The 26,387-nt window shown below is 68.9% G+C and carries 18 protein-coding genes and 1 pseudogene; 12 read left to right on the top strand and 7 right to left on the bottom strand.

Annotated features, from left to right (window positions below; all coding sequences use genetic code 11):
• Positions 1–162: 162 nt before the first annotated feature.
• Both AB0C46_RS20405 and AB0C46_RS20400 read right to left on the bottom strand, forming a co-directional pair.
• Positions 163–690 (bottom strand): double-stranded RNA binding motif domain-containing protein, encoded by a 528-nt coding sequence (locus AB0C46_RS20405; protein WP_362829287.1) that lies wholly within the window; start codon positions 688–690, stop codon positions 163–165.
• A gap of 348 nt (positions 691–1,038) precedes the next feature.
• Positions 1,039–1,239 carry a hypothetical protein gene (locus tag AB0C46_RS20400; RefSeq protein WP_362829332.1) on the bottom strand — a complete coding sequence of 67 codons (201 nt, stop codon included), beginning with the start codon at positions 1,237–1,239 and terminating at the stop codon, positions 1,039–1,041.
• A 45-nt stretch (positions 1,240–1,284) separates the two neighbouring features.
• Here AB0C46_RS20400 and AB0C46_RS20395 point away from each other — a divergent pair.
• Positions 1,285–1,473, top strand: a pseudogene (locus AB0C46_RS20395) (IS5/IS1182 family transposase); the annotation flags it as partial.
• Here AB0C46_RS20395 and AB0C46_RS20390 read toward each other — a convergent pair.
• Positions 1,400–1,831, bottom strand: coding sequence for a hypothetical protein (locus tag AB0C46_RS20390; RefSeq protein ID WP_362829331.1), 432 nt, complete (start codon positions 1,829–1,831; stop codon positions 1,400–1,402). The pseudogene AB0C46_RS20395 and the gene AB0C46_RS20390 sit on opposite strands and share 74 nt — an antisense overlap.
• Positions 1,832–3,149: 1,318 nt before the next feature.
• On the opposite strand from AB0C46_RS20390, the gene AB0C46_RS20385 reads away from it, so the two are divergent.
• Both AB0C46_RS20385 and AB0C46_RS20380 read left to right on the top strand, forming a co-directional pair.
• Positions 3,150–3,749, top strand: coding sequence for a transcriptional regulator (locus tag AB0C46_RS20385; protein WP_362829286.1), 600 nt, complete (start codon positions 3,150–3,152; stop codon positions 3,747–3,749).
• 186 nt (positions 3,750–3,935) lie between these two features.
• A complete protein-coding gene (locus AB0C46_RS20380; protein ID WP_362829285.1) occupies positions 3,936–4,652 on the top strand; it encodes an ATP-binding cassette domain-containing protein in 717 nt (238 codons plus the stop codon).
• Between the two features lie 169 nt (positions 4,653–4,821).
• On the opposite strand, the gene AB0C46_RS20375 is transcribed toward AB0C46_RS20380, so the two are convergent.
• The gene (locus AB0C46_RS20375) at positions 4,822–5,508 is read right to left on the bottom strand and encodes a hypothetical protein (protein WP_362829284.1); all 687 of its coding nucleotides are present in this window, start codon (positions 5,506–5,508) and stop codon (positions 4,822–4,824) included.
• Between the two features lie 586 nt (positions 5,509–6,094).
• Entirely contained in the window at positions 6,095–6,526 is a 432-nt protein-coding gene (locus AB0C46_RS20370; protein WP_362829283.1) for a hypothetical protein, read from the bottom strand.
• A 304-nt stretch (positions 6,527–6,830) separates the two neighbouring features.
• Between AB0C46_RS20370 and leuC the strand changes: the two genes are divergently transcribed.
• Genes leuC through AB0C46_RS20345 form a run of 5 tightly spaced genes read left to right on the top strand, consistent with a single transcriptional unit; the run spans position 6,831 to position 12,468 of the window.
• Positions 6,831–8,219, top strand: a complete 1,389-nt coding sequence (gene leuC / locus AB0C46_RS20365; RefSeq protein WP_362829282.1) for a 3-isopropylmalate dehydratase large subunit — start codon at positions 6,831–6,833, stop codon at positions 8,217–8,219.
• 16 nt (positions 8,220–8,235) lie between these two features.
• Positions 8,236–8,865, top strand: coding sequence for a 3-isopropylmalate dehydratase small subunit (gene leuD / locus AB0C46_RS20360; RefSeq protein ID WP_362829281.1), 630 nt, complete (start codon positions 8,236–8,238; stop codon positions 8,863–8,865).
• Between the two features lie 47 nt (positions 8,866–8,912).
• The gene (locus AB0C46_RS20355; protein WP_362829279.1) at positions 8,913–10,079 is read left to right on the top strand and encodes a pyridoxal phosphate-dependent aminotransferase; all 1,167 of its coding nucleotides are present in this window, start codon (positions 8,913–8,915) and stop codon (positions 10,077–10,079) included.
• Positions 10,076–11,104 (top strand): TauD/TfdA family dioxygenase, encoded by a 1,029-nt coding sequence (locus AB0C46_RS20350; RefSeq protein ID WP_362829277.1) that lies wholly within the window; start codon positions 10,076–10,078, stop codon positions 11,102–11,104. The genes AB0C46_RS20355 and AB0C46_RS20350 overlap by 4 nt, the downstream gene beginning before the upstream one ends.
• Entirely contained in the window at positions 11,101–12,468 is a 1,368-nt protein-coding gene (locus tag AB0C46_RS20345; RefSeq protein ID WP_362829276.1) for an MFS transporter, read from the top strand. Before AB0C46_RS20350 ends, AB0C46_RS20345 begins: the two co-directional genes overlap by 4 nt.
• A gap of 146 nt (positions 12,469–12,614) precedes the next feature.
• On the opposite strand, the gene AB0C46_RS20340 is transcribed toward AB0C46_RS20345, so the two are convergent.
• Both AB0C46_RS20340 and AB0C46_RS20335 read right to left on the bottom strand, forming a co-directional pair.
• The gene (locus AB0C46_RS20340) at positions 12,615–13,259 is read right to left on the bottom strand and encodes a response regulator transcription factor (protein ID WP_362829275.1); all 645 of its coding nucleotides are present in this window, start codon (positions 13,257–13,259) and stop codon (positions 12,615–12,617) included.
• The gene (locus AB0C46_RS20335) at positions 13,247–14,488 is read right to left on the bottom strand and encodes a sensor domain-containing protein (RefSeq protein ID WP_362829273.1); all 1,242 of its coding nucleotides are present in this window, start codon (positions 14,486–14,488) and stop codon (positions 13,247–13,249) included. Before AB0C46_RS20335 ends, AB0C46_RS20340 begins: the two co-directional genes overlap by 13 nt.
• A gap of 399 nt (positions 14,489–14,887) precedes the next feature.
• On the opposite strand from AB0C46_RS20335, the gene AB0C46_RS20330 reads away from it, so the two are divergent.
• The 4 genes from AB0C46_RS20330 to AB0C46_RS20315 all read left to right on the top strand — a co-directional run bounded on the left by AB0C46_RS20330 (position 14,888) and on the right by AB0C46_RS20315 (position 26,384).
• On the top strand, positions 14,888–15,607 hold the full coding sequence (locus AB0C46_RS20330) for an ABC transporter ATP-binding protein (RefSeq protein ID WP_362829329.1): 720 nt from the start codon (positions 14,888–14,890) through the stop codon (positions 15,605–15,607).
• 3 nt (positions 15,608–15,610) lie between these two features.
• Positions 15,611–18,187, top strand: a complete 2,577-nt coding sequence (locus AB0C46_RS20325) for an FtsX-like permease family protein (RefSeq protein ID WP_362829272.1) — start codon at positions 15,611–15,613, stop codon at positions 18,185–18,187.
• Between the two features lie 266 nt (positions 18,188–18,453).
• Positions 18,454–19,770 (top strand): serine hydrolase domain-containing protein, encoded by a 1,317-nt coding sequence (locus AB0C46_RS20320; RefSeq protein ID WP_362829270.1) that lies wholly within the window; start codon positions 18,454–18,456, stop codon positions 19,768–19,770.
• 74 nt (positions 19,771–19,844) lie between these two features.
• Positions 19,845–26,384 (top strand): amino acid adenylation domain-containing protein, encoded by a 6,540-nt coding sequence (locus AB0C46_RS20315; protein ID WP_362829269.1) that lies wholly within the window; start codon positions 19,845–19,847, stop codon positions 26,382–26,384.
• The last annotated feature ends 3 nt before the right edge of the window (positions 26,385–26,387 follow it).

Here is a 26,387-nt window from a genome sequence, read left to right as displayed (position 1 = left end):
CCACCTCAACCATGAAGGCCGGCCGGGTGCACGCGCAGGCGCTGGTGGCGTTCGTGCAGGAATCGTTGGGGGTCACGCTGTACTAACGCGTCGGAGTCTCAGAGTGGTCCACGGCGCCCTTCATTCTCACCCGCACGTGGGTACTACAGGATCGACAGACTCTCACCACTGGAAGGGTTCGTGACGGGACGGCCCAGCCGTGGGACGTCGAGTTGCCGGCGTTCGCCCGCCGCGAGGCTGACTGCGGTCCGGAGCACCTCCGCCGGCGCGGGCGCCCCACCAGGACAGTGCGGCGGCGAGTTGTTGGACAAGGTCCTCGGCGGCGGACGTCCGAGCGGCCGCTTTGGTTGTCGATCGTCCTTCGGCGCGCAGGGTGCTGCCATCGTCCGCGCGGGTGGCCGTGAGGGAGAACGTGAACAGCGGTTTGTGGGCTCGTCCGGTGCGGCTGTCCTCCCAATCGATGTCGCGGAGGATCTGTTTCTGGGCCAGTTCGTTGACGACACTGATGGGGCTCCTGCCCTGCCGGAGGCTGCGGAGCTGTCCAGCGCTCAGTGGGGGCGGCTGCCGTGTGTCAGCACCAGTTCCGCTGTAGCGGTCGTCGGCTCCGATGCTGATGATCGCGGTCTCCAGCCAGCCTCGAAGTGTCTTCGTGGGGATGCCGTGCTTGTCCCCGACCTCGCGGACGGTCATGCCCTCATTCAAGTCGCCCAGGGCTCGCTCGAGGAGGTCTGCGTAGTGCTGGAGGTCGTCTGCGGGAAGTCTCAGCCGCCCAGCGTGAATTGAGGCGCATTCCTCAAGACGCCTCTGGTTGCGCATCAGGCAGGGCAGGGAGCAGTAGAGGCCGAGGCGCAGGTGCTTTTCACTCTTTCCGGTGGACCTCTGAAGGGCGTACCAGCCAGAGGGCACGTACGCCCGTGGGTGGCCATGCCGCATCCTGCGCGGCGCACGTAGCCGCGGACGGGGCGCTCTGACGTGGTCCTCGGAGAGGGCAAAGCCAAGAACGGATCGGACTCGGACCGGTGGGGGGAGACCAGAGGGTCAGAGGGCGAGAGTGAATCCGAACTGCTCAAGCTCGTCTGTGCTGACGTTGCTGGACGACATGAATGCGGCGAACGCGCTGGAGGACTGCGCCGCTTCTGTGGCGAGCGAGCGCAAGTGATCGGCTTCCTCACGCTCGGGCTCCGGTGCCTCGCGTGCAGGCGCGCTACCGGGAGCGAGCGGGCGGAGTTCGGCCGGCACATCCAAAGCGTCCAGGAACGCCTGGGTCTTGTCGAGACGAGTGAGCGGTGGGTAGTAGAGCGCACGTTGGGGTGGCTGTTGCGCACGCGGCGCCTGGTGCGGGACTTCGAGACGCTTCCCGCCAGCAGCGAGGCGTTCGTCTACTTCTCGCCGGCCATGCTCATGAGCCGCCGTCTCGCCCGCCCGGCTTCCCGGCCGCAGCCCGAGCGGTCGCGGTGGGCTGCCGCGGCGTGAACCGTCCCGACGGCGACGCCGTCAGCCAGTTCCGGTCGACCAGGCACTTCATCCTGGACCGCACTCCCTCGATTTCCGCCGGCACCAATTCCAGCTCCAGCCGGGCCGCGATCTCCTTCGCCGACACCCCCTCGCCGTCGCCCGGATCGGACTCCACCAGCTCAACGATCCGCCGGTAATCCGGCGCGAGCGCCTGCAGAGTCATCCCCTCCCCGCGCCGCGGCACGATCGACCCCGCGGACGGGGCCTTGCGTTCCTCGGCCACGGGCGGCGCCGGAGCCTGCACCTCAGGGACGGTCGCGTCTGCCGAATCGCCGCCCACGGCCAGAGCCTCGCTCAGTTCCGCCCGAGCGATCACCGACGTTCCAACACCGCTTCAGCCGCACCGAGTTCAGCCAGGACTCGGTCCGCTTCCGCCTGAAGCTCTTCCACTCGCACCCGGGCAGCGGTTTCCCGCTCCTCCAGCAACCCCATCACCGACGCCACCGGCCACCTCCGTATCGCCGAGAACGAACTGAACGTCCGAACCCTCCCGCGACGACACCGACACCATGCCTGAACAGCGGAAACTCAGCGATCACATCCGGAAAGACAACGGGTTCTGAGTCGTCACAGGTGCTTCGGGCCATGCCCCAGCTCCACAGAGCCGGCCTGCACGCCGGAGCCGGAGAGCAGCGACGTGCTCGCTGGTCCCCGGTGCGTCGTTGCCCGCGAGAGCATCCGCGCCTCCCACCTCGCCCTGACCGGCTCGGCATCGTGGACTGCCCCGCCGTCCCCGCAGCTCGGGGGGGGCTGATCGGATCCTGGGTATGCCCCTGGCCTGAGTGTTTGCGGCACGGCTTAAACACCTTTCCGGCCGGAGGCCGGTGCAGAAGAATATTCCTCCAGGCGGTTGGCTGCATGCGGGTGATGCGGTCAGTCGCCTTGCTCTGCGTCTTTCAGGCGCGCAGTACGTGACGGAGGGTGCTCGAACGCCCCGAACCCCGGCGTGCTGCCCAGTTCGCGCTTTCTCTCACCAGCGCTGATTTGAACTCTCTACATTGCCTGTGCTTTGCCGTCCCTTAATTCGGGCAGGTCGCCCCCGATCCTGGGTGGAGTGAGGGCTGGGGAAGTGCCCCGCGGATCGTCGCGGGGTGCCACTCGGAAGCATGGAAACCGGCCGGTCGGAATTCATATAACCCCTTGACGACAATGCTCCCGACGCGTTTTCAAGACGGTTGCCCCGTGATCGACGAGTTTCACTCTAACGAGTGACCCTTGTGCTACCGTTCGCGAGGTGTGATGGCTGGTAGGGGGTGACCTCTTTCTCTGGAGGGTTTCGTAAAATTCGGCCTGCTGAATGCCGCTCCGCTCGTGGAGCTTAAGGGGGAAGTTTCGTGCGGCGAATACATTTTACGTCGGAAAGTCTTGCCAAGTTGCACTTGGTTTCGCGTCCCGAACCATTCCGGGAAACCTTATTCGCGATAGGAATGTTGAGTGCCGGCGGCGGAGGGTCGGCATTCAACGTCTGGCGAAGACGGGTAGGTGCCTGGACGGGGGCAGGGGGCATCATCGGGTTGGCGCAAACCCTGCGTCCCTTCCCTGACCTGTGCCGAGTTGCCGAGAAGGCCTCCGTGCGGGCTGCAGGGCATGCGGGAACTGCCACCGCAGCGTCACCTGACGATTTCAAACCCCGCGTGCTCAAAGACCTGGAAGCATTCCACAGGGTGGCGGTAGCTCCCTATTGGCGCCGGATATTCAGCCACCTCGAAGCGGACCGCAATGCCCGTGCGCAGATCATGCTGAGCGGTGGGATTGGTCAGTTGCTCAGTACGCTACACCCGGCGATCCGCTGGGTGGCCCCGGTGCTGGAAGTCCCGGGAAACGGAGAAGACGTCAAGCTCGAAGCCACCGGACTGGTGCTCGCGCCGGCGTTCTTCCTGTCTTCGCGAGCACCCCTGCTGTTAGAGCAGCGGGACGGCCGGCCGCCGATCCTGTCGTACCCCATCCCGGTGAAGCAGGAGTGGATCGGCGAGCTGTGGGGCGCGAGCGCCGACGGCGAACAGGCGCTCCCTGCGCTCGTCGGCCGGACCCGGGCTGCGGTCCTGCAGACGCTGACCCGTACGTGCACCACGACCGAGGTGGGTGAGCGGGTGGGGATTTCCACCGCCGCCGCCAGCCAGCACACCGCCGTACTGCGTGCGGCAGGGCTGATCAGCACACTTCGCACATTGAACAAGGTGCAGCACACGCTCACGCCGCTGGGCGGAGCGCTTCTTCGTGGGGATCTGCAGTAGTACCCAACGAACGCAATGGTCCGGAAGCTAGCATTCCGGACCCATGTGCGCGGTACAGATAACTGCACCCCATGACTACTGCCAGCGTCATGGTAATCACGGTCCGCCGCATTGTAGGTTCATGGCGTGGGCTGGTGAGGCTCGAAGTCAACAGAGGCTATGTGCCGGATTGTGCGGTGTGGATCGGTGATAGGGGGTATCGAGGACGTTCCCGATGATTTCCAGGAATATGCAGTAACCCTCGACAATGTGTCGAAAATATACGCGGGCGATGGCGGCGATGATTGCGCATTGAATGACCTTTCGCTCGGCGTGCGCAGAGGGCGCTTCTGTGTCGTGATGGGAGCTGCCCGGTCCGGGAAGACGACTCTCCTCGAATGCATGGCCGGTACAGTTCGGCCGTCATCAGGAACGGTACGGTGGGGCGCCGAAGAAGTGGGCGCGATCGGCCTGTTGGGCGCAGATGATGAACTTCCCGACGAGGGGACCGTCCACGACTTCGTATCCAAGGGCAAGAGCGGCACCGCTTTCAGTGACCGCGAGCTGCAAAATGCCTTTCGGGTCGTGCGACTCTGGGCACGTCGGCGTAGGGTGCGAGACCTGTCCCCGATTCAGCTGAAAAAAGCAAGGGTCGCCCGCGTGCTCGCTGCTTCCCCCCGACTGGTTTTGGTGGACGAGCCCACCGGACGCAATTGGGAAGAGGATGCGCGGGTGCTCGGCGACATCATGCGCAAGGCGGTGCGAACTCTGAAAGTCACGGCTGTCATGGCAACGCGTGACCCCGTGGCGGCCTCCCGCGCGGACAGTGTCGTATTTCTGCGGGACGGCTGCCTCGTGGATGCCATAGCGAACGCGTCAGCCGACGAGATCAAAGACTGCATGAAGTCAATCAACGCCCGCTGAAGCGCCCGACGTGCCGCGAAGAAGAGTGGGTGAACTCCGGGGCGGGGTGGGACGAGGCGTCGGGCGGGCGAAAGCGCGGATGGCAAGACAAAGGCGCCGCACAAATCGTAAATCTTCGGGATTCCCTGACCGGCTGATGAGGAAGGAGCTGCTCGGCCATGCGCGAGAATTACTCGCCGGCAGCGCCGATCATGCCCATGGTGCTGTACGCACTCGTGTCGGCGGACCTCGGATGCACCGGCCCGTCGTCGGAGCGGATCGGATAGAAGAGCGTCGGTCCGGGCCGCAGCGGTGTCTGCCTGATGAGAACGGTGGCCCCTGGAGGGAGGAAGAATGACGGAGCGATCGTCAGGCCCACGCTCTCCAGTTTCAAGTCCGTTCCATGCCCCGGCACTTCGAGGGCGGAACAGGACCACTGGACCTTCGGATGCAGGCTGCTCAGCAGCCCGTCGGCCCCCCTCTCACGGAGCACGCTCATCCGGGCCACGCGGTCGTACTCCAGGCTCTTGGCGATCTGGTCCCAATAGGGCGCCACAGACGCGTGGTAGAAGTGCTGGAGGGTTTGGGTCACCCGGTTGGGGCGGGCTCCGGTCGGGGTGGCCGAGGGACGGTCTCTCCAGTGGGCCCGCTGCACCAGCCGGTCGATGTCAGGGAAGGGGCGGATGGCCTTCGCCAGCTCGATCAGGCGCTTGGCCGGCCGCTGCCGGCCGACTGTCCGACGCCAGTGCGCGAGCTCCGGTCCGCCACCGCCGGAAGCGAGCAGCTCCAGGGCGAACAGAGTCTCTCGTATGCGGTCGGTCTCGGGCAGTATCCGGGTTCTGCGAAGGCTGCCGGTGGTGAAGTGAAGGCGCGGCACAACTCCCCCATGAAGCTCGGTCAGTGCGAGCAGCGCGGCTCCTCTGGGGAGACGGTCTCCAAGGGCCGGGCAAGGACTGCTGACGCTGCGTCGCGGTTCTGCTGAGGATGACCCCAGCAGAACCGACGGTACGCCCTGGTCCTGTCAACAGCAGTAGAGCCCATACCCGTTCACAGGTGCAGTTCTCTGCACCAAAGGAGGCGGCAGACCGCCGCTGCTTCCAGAGCCCGACGCCACCGCCCCCGGTCCGCACAGCAGGGGGTGCGGTGCTTCCGGACGCCGGACGTCCGAAGTCCCTTTAAGGATGGTGAGCGCAGGAGTACGGTTTGCGCTGCTCTCAGACCGTGATGAGGACATTGATGACCACAGCGACGGCAATGATGGCAAGCAGGACCCAGGGCCACATCGGGCGCTCACGGGACGGCTTCCAGCCAGTGGATTCCGGCATGACTGCTCCTGACGGTAGTTCGTGGAATGAGGGAAGGGGCCGGGCCCCTCGGGCGACGGGGGACACCCAAGGGGCCCGACTGTCAGGCGCCGGCGACGCACACACAGAGAAATGCTGCCGCCGAGCCCAGTTCATGGGTTACTTGTAGTCATTGCGGTTCAGACAGGTGTTCCGAAGGTCTTTGAGCCGGTCGTTCTGATCGGAGATGTAACCGATCACCGTGCGGCTCGAACCCTTCCCCTTGATTTCCGCGTTGCGCATCTTTTCCGCGGTCGACTTGATGGCCTCGCGGAGCTTTTCGTCCGGCGCCTGCTCGGCCATGTCGTCCAGTTCATCGGCGCGTTCCCTGACCTGCTTTTTCGTCTTTTCCGCATCATCCGGGAAGGGATTGTTGAACGTCTTGCCGACAACTCTCGCGCACAGCTCCACACGGTCGGCGGTCTTGGCGCTCACATCGTTGCAACCGGTGATTCCCACGGTCAGCGCCGCCGCGGTGATGACCGCGGCCACTACGGCACCGGCCCGTTCACGGCGCCCCCTGGCTCCGGTCCCTGGCTCCTTCGGTGTCACCTGCCGGCCTCCCTATCGTGGCCCGCCACAGGTAGTGGCGGTGGTCTGCGATGTACTCCATCCTGCGCCGTCGGGCGTCGCAGCGCAGTGGGGCAGGCCCCCGATTCGAGGTGCAGAGAACTGCACCGGGATCACGGCATTCATCACCGGACAGCGGAAGGTGAAGTGTCTTCCGGGCGCCAGGCCAGGCTCATTTGGCGCCAGCTTAAAGTCATGGTGATCGACGGTCCGAGGCCGCAGGCTGGGGCCTGGCTCCGGATGGGGGCCGTCAGCATGACGGATGGGATGGTCGATGAGCTCACCGATGACTCTGGCGGAGAAACTCTGGGAGAGCCACGTGGTCAGTTCGCCTCCCGGCGAACCGGATCTCATTTACATCGACCTGCACTTGACCCATGAGGCCACCTCGCCGCAGGCTTTCGACGGTCTGCGGGTCGCCGAACGTGCCGTCCGCCGACCGGAATTGACACTGGCACTCGAAGACCACAATGTGCCGACCGAACCGCTGAGTATCACCGATCCGGTCAGTCGTACGCAGCTGGAGACGCTGCGTCGCAATTGCGATACCCACGGCATCGAACTGTATTCCCTGGGGCATAGCCGGCAGGGCATCGTCCATGTCGTCGGTCCCGAACTCGGTCTCGTGCAGCCTGGTATGGCAGTGGTATGCGGTGACAGCCATACCTCGACCCATGGCGCCTTTGGTGCTCTGGCATTCGGTATCGGCACCAGCGACGTCGAGCATGTACTCGCGACGCAATGCCTGGAAATTCAGCGACCGAACACCATGGTGGTGGAATTCGTCGGTGAGCTGCCTTCCGGTGTGGGCGCGAAGGACCTTGTTCTGGCCCTGATCGCGAAGATCGGCCCCAATGGCGCCCAGGGGCACATGGTCGAATACCGTGGTGCCGCGATCCGGGCGCTGTCGATGGAATCCCGGATGACGCTCTGTAATATGAGCATCGAGGCCGGAGCCCGCGCCGGCCTGATCGCCCCGGACGAGACGACGCTGGACTACCTCAAGGGCCGCCCGCATGCGCCGCGTGGTACCGACTGGGATGAAGCCGCCGTGCACTGGGGGTCGCTGCACAGCGACCCCGGCGCCCGCTTCGACCACTCGGTCGAGCTCGATGTCTCCGCTCTCACGCCCTTGGTGACGTGGGGTACCAACCCGGCGCAGGCGGTACCCATTGCGTCCGAGGTCCCGGACCCCACCGCCTTCGCCGACCCACTGGCGCGGGCCGCCGCTCAACGCGCCCTGGAATATATGAACCTGGCCCCCGGGACCGCCATCCGCGATATCCCCATCGATGTGGTCTTTCTCGGCTCGTGCACCAACGGCCGGCTGGAGGATCTGCGGGCCGCGGCCGCCGTGATCGAGGGACGCACCGTCGCCGAAGGTACCCGGCTGCTCGTCGTTCCCGGCTCGATGGACGTCCGTAAGGAAGCAGAGGCGGAGGGACTGCACGAGGTCTTCCTCGCGTCCGGCGCTGAATGGCGCTCGCCCGGCTGCTCGATGTGCCTGGGCATGAACGCCGACCGGCTCGTCGGAGCGGTGCGCAGCGCATCCACTTCCAACCGCAACTACGAGGGCAGGCAGGGCGCAAACGCCCGCACCCATCTCGTCTCGCCGGAGGTGGCCGCCGCTACCGCGGTCACCGGTCGGCTGGCTGCCCCCGCCGACCTGGCATAAGAGAGGTCACACCCCTATGCAAGCCTTCACCGAGCACACCGGCAGCGCGGTGGCCGTGCGCCGCGACGACATCGACACCGACCAGATCCTCCCTGCCGAATTCTGCAAACGGGTCGTCAAGTCCGGTTACAAGGACGCCCTGTTCAAGCGTTGGCGCGAACAAGGCGATTTCGTCATCGACCGGCCCGAATACGCCGGGGCGACGGTACTGCTGGCCGGCAGGGACTTCGGTATCGGCAGCTCCAGGGAGCACGCCGTCTGGGCGCTGCGCGACGGCGGCTTTCTGGCGGTGGTGGCCACCGGCTTCGGTGACATCTTCCGGCGGAACGCGCTGAACAACGGGCTGATCCCGGTCGACTTGCCGACCTCGGTGGTCGAGGGGCTGATGGACCTGGTGGAGGCCACCCCAGGCTTCCGAGTGACCGTTGACCTGCGTACCTGCCGACTGGGCTGGGCGGACGGCGGCGCTGACTTCGTGATCGACGCCCGTGCCCGCCGGATGCTGCTGGAGGGCAACGACGCGATCGAGCAGACGCTGCTGCGGCGGGAAGCCATCGCGGCGTACGAGGCGAGCCGACCCCACTGGCTGCCGACGATCCCGCGCGGCGCGTTCGACGGCGCCGCGGCCGGCACGGCGGTCCGCTGATGGCGTCCACCGCGCAGCGCGTGCAACGCTCCCTCGGGGCTGAGAGGGTGCGGCAGCTGCCCGGCGGCGGTCTCGCCGACCTGCTGCGCGCCGGGGTCCCGGCCGGCACTGTGAACCTTGCGGTGGGCACCCCCGCCTTTCCCGACACCCCCAAGGAACTGGTGGACGCGGCCTGTGCGGCGCTGCGTTCGGGCGTGCACCAGTACCAGGACCCGGCCGGTGTGCCGGCCCTGCGGGAGCGGATCGCGGCCGGGCTGCCCGGCAGCCCCGATCCGGCGACCGAGCTGACGGTGACGGTGGGCGGCAGCGAAGGGCTCTGCGTGGCTCTGCTGGCCGCCGTCGACCCCGGCGACGAGGTGATCGTCCTGGAGCCGTTCTACGAGAACTTCCTGAGCGCGGTGGCCTTGGCCGGTGGCCGGTTGCGCCCGGTGCCGCTGCGCGAGCCGGACTGGAGCCCGGACCTCACGGAACTGACCGCCGCCTTCGGCCCCCGCACAAGAGCCATCATCCTCAACAGCCCCAGCAACCCCACGGGCCAACTGCTGGACCGTCTCCACCTTGAGTGGCTGGCCGACCAGTGCCGGAAGTGGGACGTCACCGTCATCTCCGACGAGGTGTACGCCGGCTACGTCTACGACGGGCAGCACTGCTCGGTGGCCGACGTCCCCGGGCTGGCAGAGCGCAGCATCGTCGTGGGCAGCTTCTCCAAGAGCCACGCGGTCAGCGGCTGGCGCCTGGGATATCTGCGCGCCCGTCCGGAATGGACCGACTTGCTGCGCCAGATCCATGTCGCCACCACGGCCGGCGCGCCCGCCCCCTTGCAGCATGCCGCGGCCGCCGTCGACCTGTTCAGAGCGGAGCGCTGGGACCCGTCGGCAGCCATGCGTGAACGGCGCGACAGCACGGTGGAAATGCTGCGCGAGGCCGGATTCCGCTGTGCCGTACCCGCCGGCGGCTGCTACGTGATGGCAGCGATCGACGGCCTGACCGACGAACCGAGCCACTCCTTCGTCCGCACCCTGGCTGCGGAGACCGGGGTGCTGGTGGCCCCTGCCACGCCCTTCTTCGCCGACCCGCGCCGCGGCGAACGCCACGTACGCGTGGCATTCAACCGCCCGGCCGACACTCTCGACACCGCCAGGCAGCGACTGCGCGCACAGGCGCGACGCTGCCCCGGCCTCTCGCACAGTTCTCAGGAAGGTGAACCAGCGTGACAACCGCGATCGATCTTGTCAGCAAACCCCAGCACGGTGGCTTGGTGCTCGGTATCTCGGCGGCCGCCCCGGGCGTCGGCCTGACCGAGCTGGGTGCGCAGCACGGCGACCTCATCCGCGAGCGGGTGATCGAGCACGGTTCCGCCTTGCTCAGCGGTTTCCGCTGGGGGGACTGGCCGGAGCTGGACGCCTTCGTCAACAGCGTCGTCGGCCGGCCCCTGGACTACACCGAGCGGTCCTCTCCGCGGACGGAGCTGCACCCCGGCGTGTTCACCGCCACCGACCACCCGCCGACCGAGGAGATATTCCTCCACACCGAGCAGTCCTACAACCTGAGCGTCCCGCGCTATCTGTTCTTCTTCTGCCGCCAGGGCGCGCCGGAAGGCGGCGCCAACACCCTCTCCGACTGCCGCGCCCTGCACGACGCGCTACCCCGTGAGATCGCCGACCGGTTCGACAGAGAAGGCTACTTGCTCGTCCGCAATTTCCTTCCCGGACTCGGTCTGTCCTGGCAGGAGGCGTTCGGCACCAAGGACAGGGAGGAGGTACGCGCCTACTGCGAGGCGAACTCCATCGAGCTGGAGTGGCTGGACGAGGAGCATCTACGCACCAAGCAGGTGCGCTGGGCGGTGGCGACCCACCCGACCACCGGCCGGCGCTCCTGGTTCAACCACATGACCTTCTTCCACGCCCGCACACTGCGCGAGGAGGTCGGCGAGTTCCTGCTGGAGGAGTACGGCCCCTGGGGTATGCCGACCAACACTTTCTACGCGGACGGCTCGGAGATCCCCGACGACATCGTGGCCGGCCTCCAGCAGGCGTACCGGGACCAGCAGATCGAGGTGACCGCCCGGACCGGTGATGTCCTGATCGTGGACAACCTCAGCGTTGCGCACGGCAGGGAGTCCTTCGTTCCGCCCCGTGAGCTGTTCGTGAGCATGGCTGACGCCCTGCCGTGGTCGCAGTTGCGCCCGGTAGAGCGGACCTCCGCCCCCGCGGCCGGGGTCGCGGCGCCGGGCGAGTGAGTGGACCCGCGGACGGCGGCCCCGGGGAGGCGGGCGGCGCCCTGGAGCTGCCGAGTGGCAAGGCCGTGACCGTGGCCGGTGGGCGGGCTGACCGGGGCGGCCGGCCGGCCGTCGTGAAGGACGGCGCCCCGGCGCCCCGCCCGCTCTCCCGCAACCGGGAGTACAACCTGCTGTGGAGCGCCAATGTTTTCTCGCAGCTCGGCGCCCAGGGCACGCTGATCGCCTATCCGCTCCTGGTGCTCGCCCTCGGGGGCTCTGCCCTCCAGGCGTCGCTGGTGGAGTTCGCCATCGGTGGTTCACGGGCCCTGGCCGCGCTGCCGGCCGGGGCCCTGGTGGACCGGTGGGACCGTAAGAAGGTGCTGCTGTTCTCGGAGCTGGGCCGGGCTGTGGCCCTCGGGTTGCTCGCCCTGTCGGTGGCCGTGGGCCCGGGTGGCTTCGGTGTGATCATGGCGGTGGCCGTGGTCGAGGGAGTGTGCACGGCGCTGTTCACGACCACTGACCAGGCGCTGCTGCCCAGCGTCGTGCCGCGCTCCCAGCTGGGGACGGCTGTGGCGCGCAACACGGCCCGATACCACCTCGCCACGGTGGTCGGCCCCGGGCTGGGTGGCATGCTCTACGGAGCACAGCGGCTGCTGCCGTTCCTGGCGCAGTCGGTGGCCTCCTTGGTGTCCTTCTTCATGCTGCTCTTCCTGCGCATGCCGCAGAGGCCGCACACCGCGTCGCCGGAGCCCCGTGAAGGGATGCTGAGCGCGATGCGTATGGGCCTGCGCTGGCTGGCCACCAACCGGCCCATCCGCACCACGGTGCTGGTCGCCACGGCCTTCAACATGGTCTTCAGTGGTCTGCTTCTGGTGGTCGTCGTGATGGCGCAGCAGGCAGGCCGGCCGGCCGGTGAAATCGGCGCGATCGGCGCTCTGCTGGGTGCCGGTGGTGTGGTGGGCGCGGTGCTGGCGCCACGCTTCCGTCATGCGCTGACACCGTACGCCGCCCTCATGACGCTTACCTGGGCCGCCGCGGTGCTGGTGCCGCTGCTCGCTGTCGTGCCTCTGGGATACGCGAGCGGGCTGGTGTTGGCCGCCATGGCACTGCTGGCTCCCACTGCCACCACGATTGTGACGACCTATCAAATGGTGGTGACGCCGGATGAGATGCGCGGCCGCCTGGCCGGGGTGATCGGGGTCTCGATGAGCGCCGCCTCGGCCCTGGGGCCGCTCGTCGGCGGCGTGCTGCTGCAGACCGTGGGCGGAACATCCACGGTGCTCGTGTGCACGGCGGCGTTGGGCGCCATCGCGCTGGTGGTGACACTGGGGCGAACCGTGCGCGCCTTCCCGCGGCTCAAGGAGCTGGAAGGCCCCGCCACTTGAGAGACGCATGACCAACGCCCTCAGGGGCACCCGAACGTCAGCGCTACCGTCGCCGGGCCCGGCCCCACCCCCCGACCAGCGGAGGGGTGGGGCCGGTGGCCGTCGTCCGACGGGAGCCGTGCCGGGCCCGCATCAGCCGTCGGACATCAGGCGCGCAGGTACGCCAGCACCGCCAGTACGCGCCGGTGTCCGCTGGCGGGGGCCGGAAGTTCGAGCTTGGCGAAGATGTTACCGATGTGTTTGTTGACCGAACTCTCGGCGATGAACAGTGTTTCGGCGATGACGCTGTTGCTCTGGCCCTCGGCCATCAGCGCCAGCACCTCCCGTTCCCGCTGGGTGAGCGTGCCCAGCGGATCGTCGCCCGCCTTGCGGATCATCAGCTGGGAGATCACCTCCGGGTCCATGGCGGTACCTCCGCCGGCGATCCGCTCCAGTGCTTCGAGGAACTCCTCTGTATGCCCCACCCGGTCCTTCAGCAGATAGCCGACGCCCGAGGCGCTCTGCGCCAGCAGCTCGCCCGCGTATGCCCGCTCCACGTACTGGGAGAGCACCAGTACCGGCAAGTCGGGGATCTGCCGCCGGGCCTCCACCACCGCGCGCAAGCCCTCATCGCGGAAGGTGGGTGGCAGCCGGACGTCCACCACCGCGGCATCGGGGCGGTATTCGAGGAGTGCGGGCAGCAGATCGTCGCCGTTGTCCACGGTGGTGCAGATCTCGTGGCCCTCGCTGGCCAGCAGGAGGACCAGGCCCTCCCGGAGCAACGCGTTGTCTTCGGCGATCAGGATCCGCATGGAATCTCCACTCTGAGTAAGGTCGGGCCCCCAGGCGGGCTGGTCAGTTCTGTCGTGCCGTCGAAGGCGGCGACCCGGCGGCGTATCCCCATGATTCCGCTGCCCGAATGCTCCGAGGCACCACCCCGGCCGTTGTCCTCCACCTGGATGGAGATGCTCTGCTCAGTGATCCGCAGCCGCACCAGCGCACTGTCCGCCCCGCTGTGCTTGGCGATGTTGGTCATCGCCTCGGAGACGACGAAGTACGCGGCGGCCTCCACCGCGGCCGGAGCACGCAGCGGCGATGTCTCGCCGTCCTCGATATCGATCTTGGTAGGTACTTCATTCAGCGCGGTAAGGGCGCGGACGGCGTCCACAAGACCGCGGTCGATGAGCACGGGCGGATAGATGCCACGGACCAGCTGACGCAGCGATTCCAGTGCGTGCTGGGTGAGTTGCTGGGTCGCGTCCACCAATTCGGGCACCTGCTCGGGGCGGGCGTGGAGCGCCCGCTTGATCATGCCAAGGCGCAATGACACGGCAACGATTCCTGCCTGTGCGCCGTCGTGCAGGTCCCGCTCGATGCGGCGCAGTTCGGCGTCGTGCGCGTCCAGCGCCTCGGCACGGGTGACGGACAGTTCCTGCACCCGCTGGGCCAGCGGGATCCGGACACGGACGATCAGTAACCGCCGGGAGCCCCGCGCATGCAGCCGGGCCAGCAGCGACATCACAGCGGCGGCCACCACCGCATAGCCCACCCCGACGAACATGGCGCCGATCGCCTTCGGCCACGAATCGACGTCGATCATGATGACGGAGTCCCGCTCCAGCGGGGCGAGCCGCCACCACAAGGGCGCGGAGAGCCAATTGACCGCGCCGCCGCAGGCGCTCACCGCCGCGATGCACACGGTCGTGCCCAGCAGACTGTGCGCCAGCAGCCAGACGACGTCCTTGCGCACGGCCGGGTCACGCAGTGACAGTCGAGGTCGCGAGGAGGCGGTGTCCAACCCCCGGTAGTGGGTGACCACTTCGACACCCAGTTGGCGGGAGACCCGGCGACGGTGGAACTCGGCTACCCGGCGTAGCCCGCGCAGCGCGAGGGGCAATAGCAGGAAGCCCGTACCTACCAGGCACAGGGCGAGGACGATGATGAGCGTGTAGAGAAGGAGCACGCCGGCCAGACCGGTCCCCAGGCACAGCAGGAGGTAACCGGCGGACGATGGGAAGCGGCTGTATACCTGCCGGAACACTTCCCGAAAGGTCGTCTGGCGCAGTGTCGTGAACAGGGGCACGGACATGGATGACTAGACCCCCCGAGTCAGCATCGTGATCACCGTACCACCGGCGGTGACGCCATGGCCGGGCACTGCTGGTCTGCGGAGCCCGGCTGACAGCCCGAGAGGCCGCTTTTCCACAGGCCCGGGGCAGTTATCTGCACCTTTCATTCTCCAGTTCACGTGGTGGTCCGAGGTGACCTCGGGGACCTAGCGTTGGGAAGGGAAAAACTGGACGAAAAACTGCGCACCGAAGGGTCGGATGTGAGGAGAAGGGACCGGGCGGCACGGGCCGAGGCGGAACTGGCTGTGACTTCCCGTGCGAACGAGGTCAGGCCCCCGGGGCAGGGCGGGCCGTCGGCGGGCAGCGATCACGTGGTGCGCCTCGACGGTGTCCGCAAGACATACGGCAAGGGCGCCGGCGCTGTGCATGCCCTGCGCGATCTCTCCCTCGGCTTCGCGCGTGGTTCCTTCACCGCGGTCATGGGGCCCTCGGGCGCGGGCAAGAGTACCTTTCTGCACTGCGCGGCGGGTCTGGACCGGCCGGACACCGGGACCGTGCTGCTGGGCGGAACGGATCTCTCCGGCCTCAATGAGGTCGAACTGACCATGCTGCGCAGGGAGCGCGTCGGGTTCATTTTCCAGGCGTACAACCTGATGTCCGCGCTGACGGTCGCGGACAACATCACGCTCCCCCTGATGCTCGCGGACCGTCGGCCGGAGGCCGCCTGGCTGGACCGTGTGGTCGCCCAGGTGGGGTTGAGCGACCGGCTCGGGCACCGGCCGGCCGAGCTCTCCGGCGGCCAGCAGCAGCGCGTCGCCATCGCCCGTGCGCTGGCCGCGCGGCCCGAGGTCGTCTTCGCCGACGAACCCACCGGCGCCCTGGACACGCGTACCGCCAAGCAGGTGCTGCAACTGCTGCGCGACATTGTCGACTCGACGGGGCAGACCGTGGTCATGGTGACCCACGACCCGGTCGCCGCGTCCTACGCACACCGGGTGGTGTTCCTGGCGGACGGCCGGTACGCGGAGGAGATGAACAGGGCGACGCCGGACCGGATCGCCGAGCGGATGACTCGCCTGGGAGAGTGGTGAGACGTGTTCAGTCTCGTACTGAAGACGGTCAAGGAGCGCAAGAGCGGCTTCGTGGGGGCGTTCGTAGCCCTTTTCGGGGCCTCCATACTGATCACCGCATTCGGCATCATCCTCCAGTCCGGCATCGGTTCCGGGGTCTCGGTGCAGCGTTATGACGATGCCTCGGTGGTCGTCGCGGGCAAGCAGGAGTTCTCGGTCACCGAGGGCAAGAGCACCAAGACCAAGTCGCTGGACGACCCTGTCGGGGTGCCGCGCTCGCTGGCGGACAGGACCGCAGCGGTGCCCGGTGTGCAGCGGGTCGTGGCTGACCTGCGCTTTCCCACCCAACTGGTGGACAAGGACGGCAACATCCTCAAGGGCGAGGACGGAGCGGAGACGATCGGGACCACGTGGGCCAGCTCGGTGCTCGGTCCGTTCGAGCCGGTTGGCGGCCGCGGGGCGGAGCGCCCAGGGGAGGTCGTGCTGGAGAAGTCCCTCGCCGAGCGGGCCGGGGTCTCGACCGGTGGCACCGTGCGGCTGGCGACGACCGAAGCGGCCGCACGGTTCAAGGTGGTCGGTGTGGTCGAGTACCGGGGCCCCGGTGACGTGCTTCGTACGCCCCCGGTCTTCTTCTCCGACGCACAGGCCCGGCAGCTCTACGGCCGGGATGACCAGGTCTCGGCGATCGGCGTGCTCGGTAAGAAGGGCACCGACCCCGAGGAGCTCGCGGAGCGGATCGGCCAGAAGCTCGACAAGACCCCGGTGGAGATCTACACGGGAGACGAGCGCAGCAATGTGGAGAACCCGGACGTGGCCTCCGCGCGCGGCAGCCTCAAGGAACTGGCTGGATCGCTGGGCGGCACGGTCATCCTCATCACCATGATGGTGGTGAGCAGCACCCTGGCGCTCGGCGTGCACCAACGGCGCCGGGAACTGGCCCTGTTGCGTGCGGTCGGGGCGACACCCAAGCAGATTCACAAGATGATCGCCGGCGAGGCGCTGGTGATCTCCCTGCTGGCGTCGGTGCTCGGCTGTCTGCCGGGCGCGATGGCCGCGGGCCTGCTGCGCGGTGCGCTGTCCGTCATCGGTGTCGTACCGGGAGACTTCGAGTTCTCCTACGGGCCGATTCCGATGATCGCCGCGGTAGCCATCGGCGTGATCACCGCTCAGGTCGCGGGCTTCGGCGTGGCCCGCAAGGTGGTGTCCATCCGGCCGGTGGAGGCGCTGAGCCAGTCGCAGACCGAGGAGCCGACGCTGGGGCGTGCCCGGATCACGTTCGGTGTGTTGCTGCTGGTGCTCGGGCTGGCCGCCTCGATGCTCCCGCTGTTCTTCGGCAGCATCTTCGCCGTCGCGGGGGCGGGCAGCGGTGGTCTCATCATGGTCATCGCCGTCCTGATGCTGGCGCCGCCGGTGGTGGGCCGGGCGACCCAGTTGCTGGCGCGGCCCTTTCAGCGACGGTTCGGCACGCTGGGGTATCTGGCTGTGGCCAACACCCGGTCCAACGCACGGCGGTTGGCCGCGGGGATCGGGCCGCTGATCCTGGCGATCGGCTTCGCTTCGGTACAGCTGTTCATCCCCACCACCACCTCCGAGGCGGCCAAGGACCAGGCCGCCGCAGGCGTGATCGCCGACTACACGCTCAACAGTGACGCCGGCGGCGTGCCGGTGGGGGCGACACGGGACATCCAGCGACTGCCCGGCGTGGAAGCCGCGGCCGGGGCCGTGCGGATCAAGCTCTTCGCCTCCCGGAAGCTGCTGGACTCCCCGGAGGTCTTCGACTACGACGCACAGGGCGTGACGCTGCAGAAGCTGGACAAGCTGTTCGATCTCCAGGTCGACAAGGGTGACTTGAACAGCCTGGGCAAGACCCCGGACACGGTCGCCCTCAGCAGCGGTGCGGCGAGCACTCTGGGGGCCGGGGTGGGGGTCCGGGTGCGGCTGCACCTTCCCGACGGCTCGCGGCAGGAGCCCAAGGTCGTCGCCGTCTACAAGCGCGGCCTGGGCTTCGGAGACGTCACGCTCCCGCACGACGCTGTGATCGCACACAGCTCCAAGCGGCTGGACGACTCCGTCCTGGTGCGGGTGGCGCCGGGTGCGGACAAGGACAAGGTCGCAGGGGAGCTGGAAAGGATCGGTAAGCGGTATCCGGGGCTGAAGGTCCTGGACGAGGGCGGTCTGTCCGTCGCCCAGGAGCAGAGTGCGATGGCCGGGCTGGTCGGCAGCGCGCTGCCGCTGGTGCTCGTCTTCGGCTATATCGCCGTCGCAGTGGCCAACACCCTGGTGATGACAACTCTGGGCCGAGCACGGGAGTTCGCCCTGCTGAGGCTGGTCGGCGCGATGCCGGAACAGGTGATGCGCATGATGCGCACGGAGACTTTGATGGTCATCCTCATCGCTGTGGTGGTGGGCACCGTCGTGCCGCTGCTGCCCCTGGCGACGGTGAGCCTCGGGCTGACCTCCTCACCCGTGCCCTACATCCCTCCGCTGCTCTATCTGGGGATCGTCGCGGCGACGGCGGCGCTGGCCGCGGCGGCGGTGTTGCTGCCGACCAAGCTGGCGCTGCGCTCCCGCCCTGCGGACGCCATCGGCATGCGCGAGTAGCGAACATACCGGCGGAAAACAGTCGGCCGGCGGGGCTCGCATCAGCGGGACCGCCGGCCGGACGCATTTGCGGGCCGGTGCGGCATCGGCTACAGCCCTCCCCGGCAGAGCGGCAACCTGCGCTATTTGCCTGCCGCTTAACGTCCCTACCTGGCTGAACTCCCCGATGTTAGCCTTCTTTCACGAACAAGCGTTTTCCCTTTCCGGAAAAAGCCCGTCAGGGCAATTTTTGTGCTGCGCTGTTCCGGATTCCTGGTGAATGCAACGTGGGGGAGAGTGTCGTGGATTCTCGGCTGCTGGGCGAATGGCTTGGCGATCTGGCGCGCAGGCACCGTATTCCGGTTCTGCAAGGCGCACTTTGCGAAGCCGGTGAAATCACTGTGGCGCGGGCCGGATTCAATGATTCCGCTACGTCCGAGGAACCCGAGGGCTCCGTGTCCATGCCCTTTGCCTCGGTCACCAAACTGTTCACCGCCACGGTGGCCATGCAACTCGTGACCGATGGCGACCTCGACCTCGGCGAACCGGTGAACGCATACCTCCCCGAATGGCCCGAGCCCGCGGCCGGGGTGACGCTGCGACATCTGCTGAGCCATTCCTCCGGCCTGGTCTGCGACCCGCCGGGAGAGCCCGCATCGGCCGGGCAGGCCGCGATGGCTGCGGCGTCAGCCGGACTGCTCTTCGCACCCGGCACCGCCTTCTCGTACTCCAATGCCGGATTCACCGTCGTGGGCCGGCTGATCGAAGCGGCCACCGGGATGGGCTGGCGGGAGGCCGTGACCGACTTCGTGCTCAGGCCGCTGGACATTGCGCCGGCGTTCCTCACCGGGCACCAGGCCCCGGGGCGCGCCGTGGGGCTGCCGGGCCACGCGGCCACAGCGGCCGGGCCGGTGCGGATCGAGGTAGCCGTGCCGCGCGCCGCGGAGCCCGCCGCGGTGCTGGTCGGCCGGGTCGAGGATCTGGCCGCGTTCGGCCGGCTCTTTCTGGACCGCCGGGCCACCGCGCACGCCGCGCTGCTGGAGGACGAGGCCGTGCAGGCCATGCGGCAGGCGCCCTTCGACACCGTGCCCTTCGGGCTGGCCGACGGCTGGGGGCTGGGCTGGGCGCTGTACGGACAGGGCCCCGATCGGTGGCTGGGCCTGGACGGCGCCGGCGCGGGGACCACCTGTCAGCTGCGGGTGCACCCTGGGAGCGGCACCGTGCTCGCCCTCCAGGCCAATTCCTCCGCCGGTGCGGCAGCCTGGGACGACCTGGTCGCCCTGCTGCGCGCCGAGGGCCGGGAGATCGGCATGCCCTCCTCGGGCGCGGCGGACGACGGCGCCCGGGCGCTGCCGGACTGCGCGGGCCGGTGGATCAACGGCGAAACGGTCTACCGGATTTCCCCCGCCGCCTCCGGCTCCGCCGTGCTGGAGGACGACGACGGAACCGAGTACCACCTGACAGGGCGCGGCGTCCGATACTTCGCCGCCCGGCACACCGACAATCCGGCAATTGAACATCTGGGCCGATTTCTGCTCGATCCAGTGACCGGGCGCGCCGACCTCATGCAATTCGGTGGTCGAGTGATGCAGCGCGCCGCGTAATTCGGGCGAAGCTGATCGTGCCCTGGCCGGGAAATGACCGGGCCGGGTGTCCCGCAATTCTTTGGAGAACGAACGTGACAGCAACGAGTGACGGTCTTCATCGCGATGAAGTGCAGGAGCCCGTGGTCATCGCGGACAGTGACGTCGAACTGTCCCCCGTACAACAAAGGCTGTGGTTCCTCAACCGTTTCCAGGAAGCGCGGGCCGGCCAGACCCGCACGGTGTCGGTGCGGTTGTCCGGCGCACTGGAAATCCCCGCGCTGAGGGCGGCGCTGGTCGCCGTGGTGCGCCGACACCGGCTGCTGGGCACCGTGCACCCCGAGGTGGAGGGGCGCTGCCGCCCGGAGTTCCGTCCGCCGGAGGAGACCTTCGCCGCGCTGCACGCCGAGCCGGTTCAGCCCGCGCGGCTCAACCGGGTGCTGGCCCAGGCCGCCGGCGAGGGCATGGACCTCACCACCGAATACCCGCTGCGCATACGGCTGTTGGGCGTCGGACCGCACGACCACGTACTGATCGTCGTCGTGCACGAGATCGCGGCGGACGAGCGTTCGCTGACGCTGCTGACCGAGGACATCGCCGACGCCTACGCGGAGGCGGTGCGAACCGGCGGTATCCCGCGCACCGACGAGTGCCCGCAATACGCCGCCCTCGCCGCCGCTGAACGGGCCACGCTCGGCGCACCGCAGGAGCCAGGCACCCTCGCCGCCAAGCAGCTGGCCCACTGGCGTACCGCGTTGGAGGGCGCCCCGGAGCAGCTCCAGCTGCCGTTGGACCGCACCAGGCCCGCGACCACCGACTATCCGAGCGCCGAGTACCGCGTCGCGCTGGATGCCGGACTGCACCGGAAGCTCGGATCGCTGGCCCGGACGACCGGCACCGGACTCGACGCGGTCCTGCAGGCCGGGATCGCGGCTCTCCTGCACCGCTTCGGCGCCGGTACGGACATCCCGCTGGCGATCTCGCTGCCGGGCCGGGAGAAGACCGGGGCGGCCCTGACGATGGGGCCGCTGGCGAATGTGGCCGTTCTGCGGACCAGCCCCGTACCGGGCCGTGGCTTCCGTGAGCTGGTCCGGGACTGCGCCGCGACCGCCGAGGCGGCGCGGGTTCACGGCGCGGTCCCCTTCGAGCAGGTAGTGGATGCCCTGCGACCCGAACGCGCCTTGAACCGCCACCCGTTGGCGCAGGTCGCCGTCGATTTCCGTCAAGAGGAGCCCGCACGACGGCAGTTCGGTCCGCTCTCCGCCCGGGTCACCCGGCTGCCGGCCCAGCACTCCCGCTTCGACCTGCGCTTCGGCTTCCAGGAGCGAGCCGGCGGCGACGACACCGAGGCGAGTGCGGCCACGGACACCGCCACGGACGGTGCCTTGGGACGTTTCCACGGCATCGATCTGGCCGTTGACTTCGGCACCGAGTTGTTCACCCTCGCGACCGTGCGCCGGCTGACCGGCGCATTGCTGCGGCTGCTGGAGGCCGCCGCTGCCGCCCCCGATGACGACCCCGCCGGTTACGACGTGATCGACCCCGCCGAGCGAGAGCGGCTGCTGACCGGCTGGAATGCCACCGCGCGCCCGGTGCCGGACGCCGGGGTGGGAGAGCTGTTCGAGGACCGCGTACGGCACTGCGCCGACCGCACCGCCCTGATCTGCGGCACCACACGGCTGTCGTACGAGGAACTCAACGCTCGGGCAAACCGGCTGGCCCGGGTTCTGGTGGCCAGTGGCGCGGGCGGCCCCGGAGCCCTGGTGGCGCTGGCGCTGCCGCGCGGCCCGGAGCTGGTGGTCGCGCTGCTCGCGGTGGCCAAGGCCGGGGCGGCGTATGTCCCGCTGGACCCGGAGTACCCGGCCGACCGGATCGCCTACATCCTCGACCACGCCGTACCGTCCGCGCTGGTCACCGACGGTGCCACCACACAGCGGCTGCCCAGTACGCCGGCCCCGCTGCTCGTCCTGGACGACCCCGCGCTGCGGGAGCGGCTGGACGCCCTGCCCGGCACGGACCTGACCACGGAGGAACGGCTCGCCATCCCCCTTGGCAGGCACCCCGCGTATGTCATCTACACCTCCGGATCGACCGGGCGCCCGAAGGGCGTGGTCGTCGGCCGGCACGCGTTGACCAACTTCCTGGTTTCCATGGGCGACCTCTTCCCGCTGACCGGCCGCGACACCTGGCTGTCCGTCACCACCATCGCGTTCGACATCGCCGCCCTGGAGCTGTACCTACCGCTGATCAGCGGCGCGGCCGTGGTGCTCGCGGAGCGGGAGACCGTCACCGACCCCGCGGCGCTGGCCGGACTGCTGACCCGCTCGGGCGCCACGATCATGCAGGCCACGCCCAGCCTGTGGCAGGCACTGTGCGAAGAGCACCCGGACGTCCTGCGTGGGCTGCGGATGCTGGTGGGCGGCGAGGCGCTGCCCACCGCGCTCGGTGCCCGGATGCGTGCGCTGGGCTCGGAGGTCACCAACCTCTACGGGCCCACCGAGACCACCATCTGGTCCACCGCCGCCCGGCTCGACGAGCGCCCCGGGCAGCCCACGATCGGCCGGCCCATCGGCAACACCCGCGTCTATGTGCTCGACGACGCCCTGCGGCCGGTGCCGGTCGGCGTCGCGGGCGCTTTGTACATCGCCGGCGAGGGGGTGGCAGTGGGCTACCTCCACCAGGAGGAGCTGACCCGCGAGCGCTTCGTCCCGGACCCCTTCGGCGCCGAGGGCGAGCGGATGTACCAGACCGGGGACCTGGCGCGCTGGGCCCCCGACGGCAACCTGGACTTCCTGGGCCGCGCTGACTTCCAGGTCAAGGTCCGGGGTTTCCGGATCGAACTCGGCGAGATCGAGGCCGTCCTGGAGCAGCACCAGGATGTCGCCAAGGCGGTCGGGGTGGCCCGCGAATACGGTCCCGGTGACACCCGGCTGGTGGCCTACGTGGTCCCGGCGGCCGGAGAGGGCGAGGGGTCCGAGGACGGCGGAAGCGCCGTGGACGGCGCCGCGCTGCGCGCCTTCGCGGGCACCAAGCTGCCCGCGTACATGATCCCCGCGACCGTGGTGGCGTTGAGCGAGATCCCGCTGACGCCGAACGGCAAGACCGATCGCTCCGCACTCCCGGCTCCCGGAGCGGAGGAACCCGTCCGTGGCCGCGGCCCGCGGATCGCCCGCGAGGAGCAGCTGTGCGACCTGTTCTGCGAGGTGCTGGGCGTCAGCGCGGTCGGCGTGGACGACAGCTTCTTCGACCTGGGCGGCCATTCCCTGCTGGCCACCCGGCTGGTCGGCCGCATCCGCTCCGTCCTGGGCGTCGAGGTGCCCATCCGGACCCTGTTCGAGTCGCCGACCGTGGCGGGGCTCGCCGGGCGGCTGGGCAGCGTCCCGGCCCGCCAGGCGGGACTGGTGCCGGTCGGCCGGGACGCGGCCCTGCCGCTCTCCTTCGGCCAGCAGCGGCTGTGGTTCCTCTACGATTACGAGTCCCAGGGCAGCGAGTACAACTCCGCGCTCGGCCTGCGACTGACCGGATTGCTCGACGTACCGGCGCTGCGCGCCGCGGTCACGGCGCTGTCGGCCCGCCACGAGTCGCTGCGCACGACGTTCGGCTCGCAGGACGGGCGCGGTAGGCAGATCGTCCACGAGCCGGGCGAGGTGCCGGTCCGGCTCATCGACCTCGGTGACGGGGACGAGGCGCCCGAGGCGCGGGCAGATGGCCGCGACGCCGAGCTGGAGCGGGTGCTGCGGGCCGAGCTGAGCGAGCCGTTCGACCTGCGTGCGGGGCCTGTACTGCGGACCCTACTGATCCGGCTTGCCGACGAGGAGCACGTACTGGTCCTGGACATGCATCACATCGTCACCGACGGCTGGTCGAAGGATGTCATCGCGCGCGAACTCGGCGTGCTCTACGAGGCGGCGCACACCGGCCGGCCCGCGGCACTGGAGCCGCTGCCCGTGCAGTACCCGGACTTCGCCGTCTGGCAGCGCACCCCGCGCGGCGACGACGGCGCGGCCGATCTGGATTACTGGAAGGGGCAGTTGGACGGCGTTGTACCGCTGGAGATGCCCACCGACCGGCCTCGCCCCGCCACACGCAGCACCCGCGGTGCGGCACACCGCTTCGAGGTCGGCCCCGGCCTGGTCGCCGGCCTGACCTCGCTGTGCCGGAAGGAGGGGGGCACGCTCTTCGCCACTCTGGCCGCCGGCGTACAGCTGTTGCTCTCGCGCTATGCGCGGCAGCGGGACGTGGCACTCGGCACCATCGTCTCCGGCCGGGACCACAGCGAACTGGAGGATGTGCTCGGCTTCTTCGTGAACACACTGGTGCTGCGCTCCCAGGTCCGCCCCGAGCTGACGGTCGCCGAGTTCCTGTCCGAGGTCCGCGGGACCCTTCTGGACGCCTTCACCCACCAGAACCTGCCCTACGACCGGCTGATCGAGGAGCTGCGGCCGGACCGTGACCCGAGTCGCACCCCACTGATCCAGGCGGCGCTGCTGCTCAAGCGCGCGCAGGGGCCGGTGCCGGGGCCCGACGGGCTGCGCATCGAGGAGTTCGGGCTGCCCAGGCTCAATGCGCTGTTCGACCTCGGCTTCGAGTTCGAGGAGCGCAACGGGACGCTGGCCGGACTGATTGAGTACAGCACCGCACTGTTCGACGAGGAGACGATCGCCCGCCTCGCCCGCCACCTCGTTGTCCTCCTGGAGGGGATAGCGGCCGATCCGCGCCGGACGCTGGGACAGCTGCCGTTGATGGACGACGAGGAGCATCACCAGGTCACCACCGGGTGGAACGGCACCGACGCGGCGGGCCGCGCGGACCGCACCACCGTGCACCAGCTGGTGGCCGAGCAGGCTGCCCGCACGCCCGACGCGATAGCCGTATCCACGCCGGGGGCCCGGCTGACCTTCGCCGAACTCGACGGCCGGGCAGACCGGTTGGCGCGGCGGCTGCTGGAGCACGGGGTGCGGCCGGGGTCGGTGGTCGCCGTACGCACCGGGCGCGGAGCCGAGATGGTCACGGCCCAGCTCGCGGTGCTCAAGGCGGGGGCGGCGTACCTGCCGCTCGACCCCGAGCTGCCGCATGACCGTACGACGTACATGCTCCAGGACGCGTCCGTGCCGCTGTTGCTGACGCGGCGCGCGCTGGAGGCCGCGCCGGTGCCAGAGGGTACCGAGGTGCTGTACGTCGAGGACGAAGGCTCCGGCCGGGGCGGCGCGGCGGACACGGCGGCCGAACCGGTGCGGGTGGCGGTCACCTCGGACGACCTCGCCTACGTCATCTACACCTCCGGGTCCACCGGACGAGCCAAGGGCGTGCTCATCGAGCACCGCGGCGTGGTCAATCTCTGCGACTGGTACCGGGACTTCTACCGCATTGGCCCCGGCGACCGGGCGTCGCAGATCGTCGGTCCCGGCTTCGACCCGACCGTGCTGGAGGTATGGGCGAACCTGGCGTGCGGTGCCGGGGTGTACTTCGCGCCGGACGTCGCGCTGGACGATCCGCACGAGTTCGCCGCCTGGATGGTGGCGGAGGGCATCACCGTGACGCTGGTGCCGGCCCCGCGGCTGGACTCCGTACTGGACCAGCCCGCGCTGTGGCACGGCGCGCTCCGCTACGTGCTGACCGGCGCGGACGTGGTCCGGCGCCGACTGCCCAGAGAAGCCCCCTTCACCCTCGTCAATCAGTACGGGCCGACCGAGATCACCGTGCTGACCACCGCTGTCTTCCTCCAGCCGGAGGAGGACGCGGCACCCGGGCGGCTGCCCTCGATCGGCGCGCCGATCACCAACAGCCGGACCTACGTCCTGGACGAGCACCGCAACCCGGTGCCGGTCGGGGTGCCCGGCGAGCTCTACATCGGTGGCATCGGGGTGGCTCGCGGCTATCTGAAGCGGCCCGAGCTGACCAAGGACCGGTTCGTGCCCGATCACCTGGGACCGGACGCCGGCGGACGGCTCTACCGCACCGGTGACCTGGTCCGCTGGCTGCCCGAAGGAGAACTGGAGTTCCTGGGCCGGATCGACAACCAGGTCAAGGTGCGCGGGTACCGCGTGGAGCTGGGTGAGGTGGAGACCGCGCTGCTGCGCGAAGAGAGCGTGGCGCAGACCGCCGTGCTGGCGCGGCAGCAGCGCAGTGGCCACTACGACCTGGTCGGATATGTGGTGGCGCAGGGCCCGGAGGGAGTGGAACCCGAGGGCGTCCGCACCCGCCTGGCGGAGCAGTTGCCCGACTACATGGTTCCCTCGGTGCTCGTTGTTCTGGACGCGTTCCCGATGACCACGACAGGCAAGATCGACCGGCGCGCGCTGCCGATGCCGCAGGAGCGGGCCGGCGGCGGCGACGCGGCGACCGCGCCGCGCAACACCACCGAAGAGGCACTGGCCCAGATGTGGGCCGAGGTGCTCGGTGAGGGCGCGGTGGGGGTCGAGGACGATCTGTTCGCCCTCGGCGCCAACTCGGTGCTGACCCTGCAGATCACCTCCCGTATCCGGGAGCGGTTCGGCATCCGGGTCTCCGCACGGGAGATCTTCGCCGCACGCACCGTGGCCACACTGGCGGCGGAAGTCCGCCGCAAAGTACTTGACGACTCGCGCCGCGCGCCGGCCGACGCAACGACGCGCGTCAGCGCGCGGGGGGAGTGAACG

Origin of the sequence: Streptomyces sp. NPDC048637 (assembly GCF_040650675.1) — a bacterium.
Taxonomy (GTDB): domain Bacteria; phylum Actinomycetota; class Actinomycetes; order Streptomycetales; family Streptomycetaceae; genus Streptomyces.
Note: the sequence above shows the minus strand (reverse complement) of the source record. Positions and strands in the feature narration are given on the sequence as shown.

Bases quoted from the DNA above. Each gene is read 5' to 3' on its own strand.
- AB0C46_RS20405 (WP_362829287.1), bottom strand. From the start codon at position 690: ATGACCGTCCGCGAGGTCGGGGACAAGCACGGCATCCCCACGAAGACA.
- leuC (WP_362829282.1), top strand. From the start codon at position 6,831: ATGACTCTGGCGGAGAAACTCTGGGAGAGCCACGTGGTCAGTTCGCCT.
- leuD (WP_362829281.1), top strand. From the start codon at position 8,236: ATGCAAGCCTTCACCGAGCACACCGGCAGCGCGGTGGCCGTGCGCCGC.
- AB0C46_RS20340 (WP_362829275.1), bottom strand. From the start codon at position 13,259: ATGCGGATCCTGATCGCCGAAGACAACGCGTTGCTCCGGGAGGGCCTG.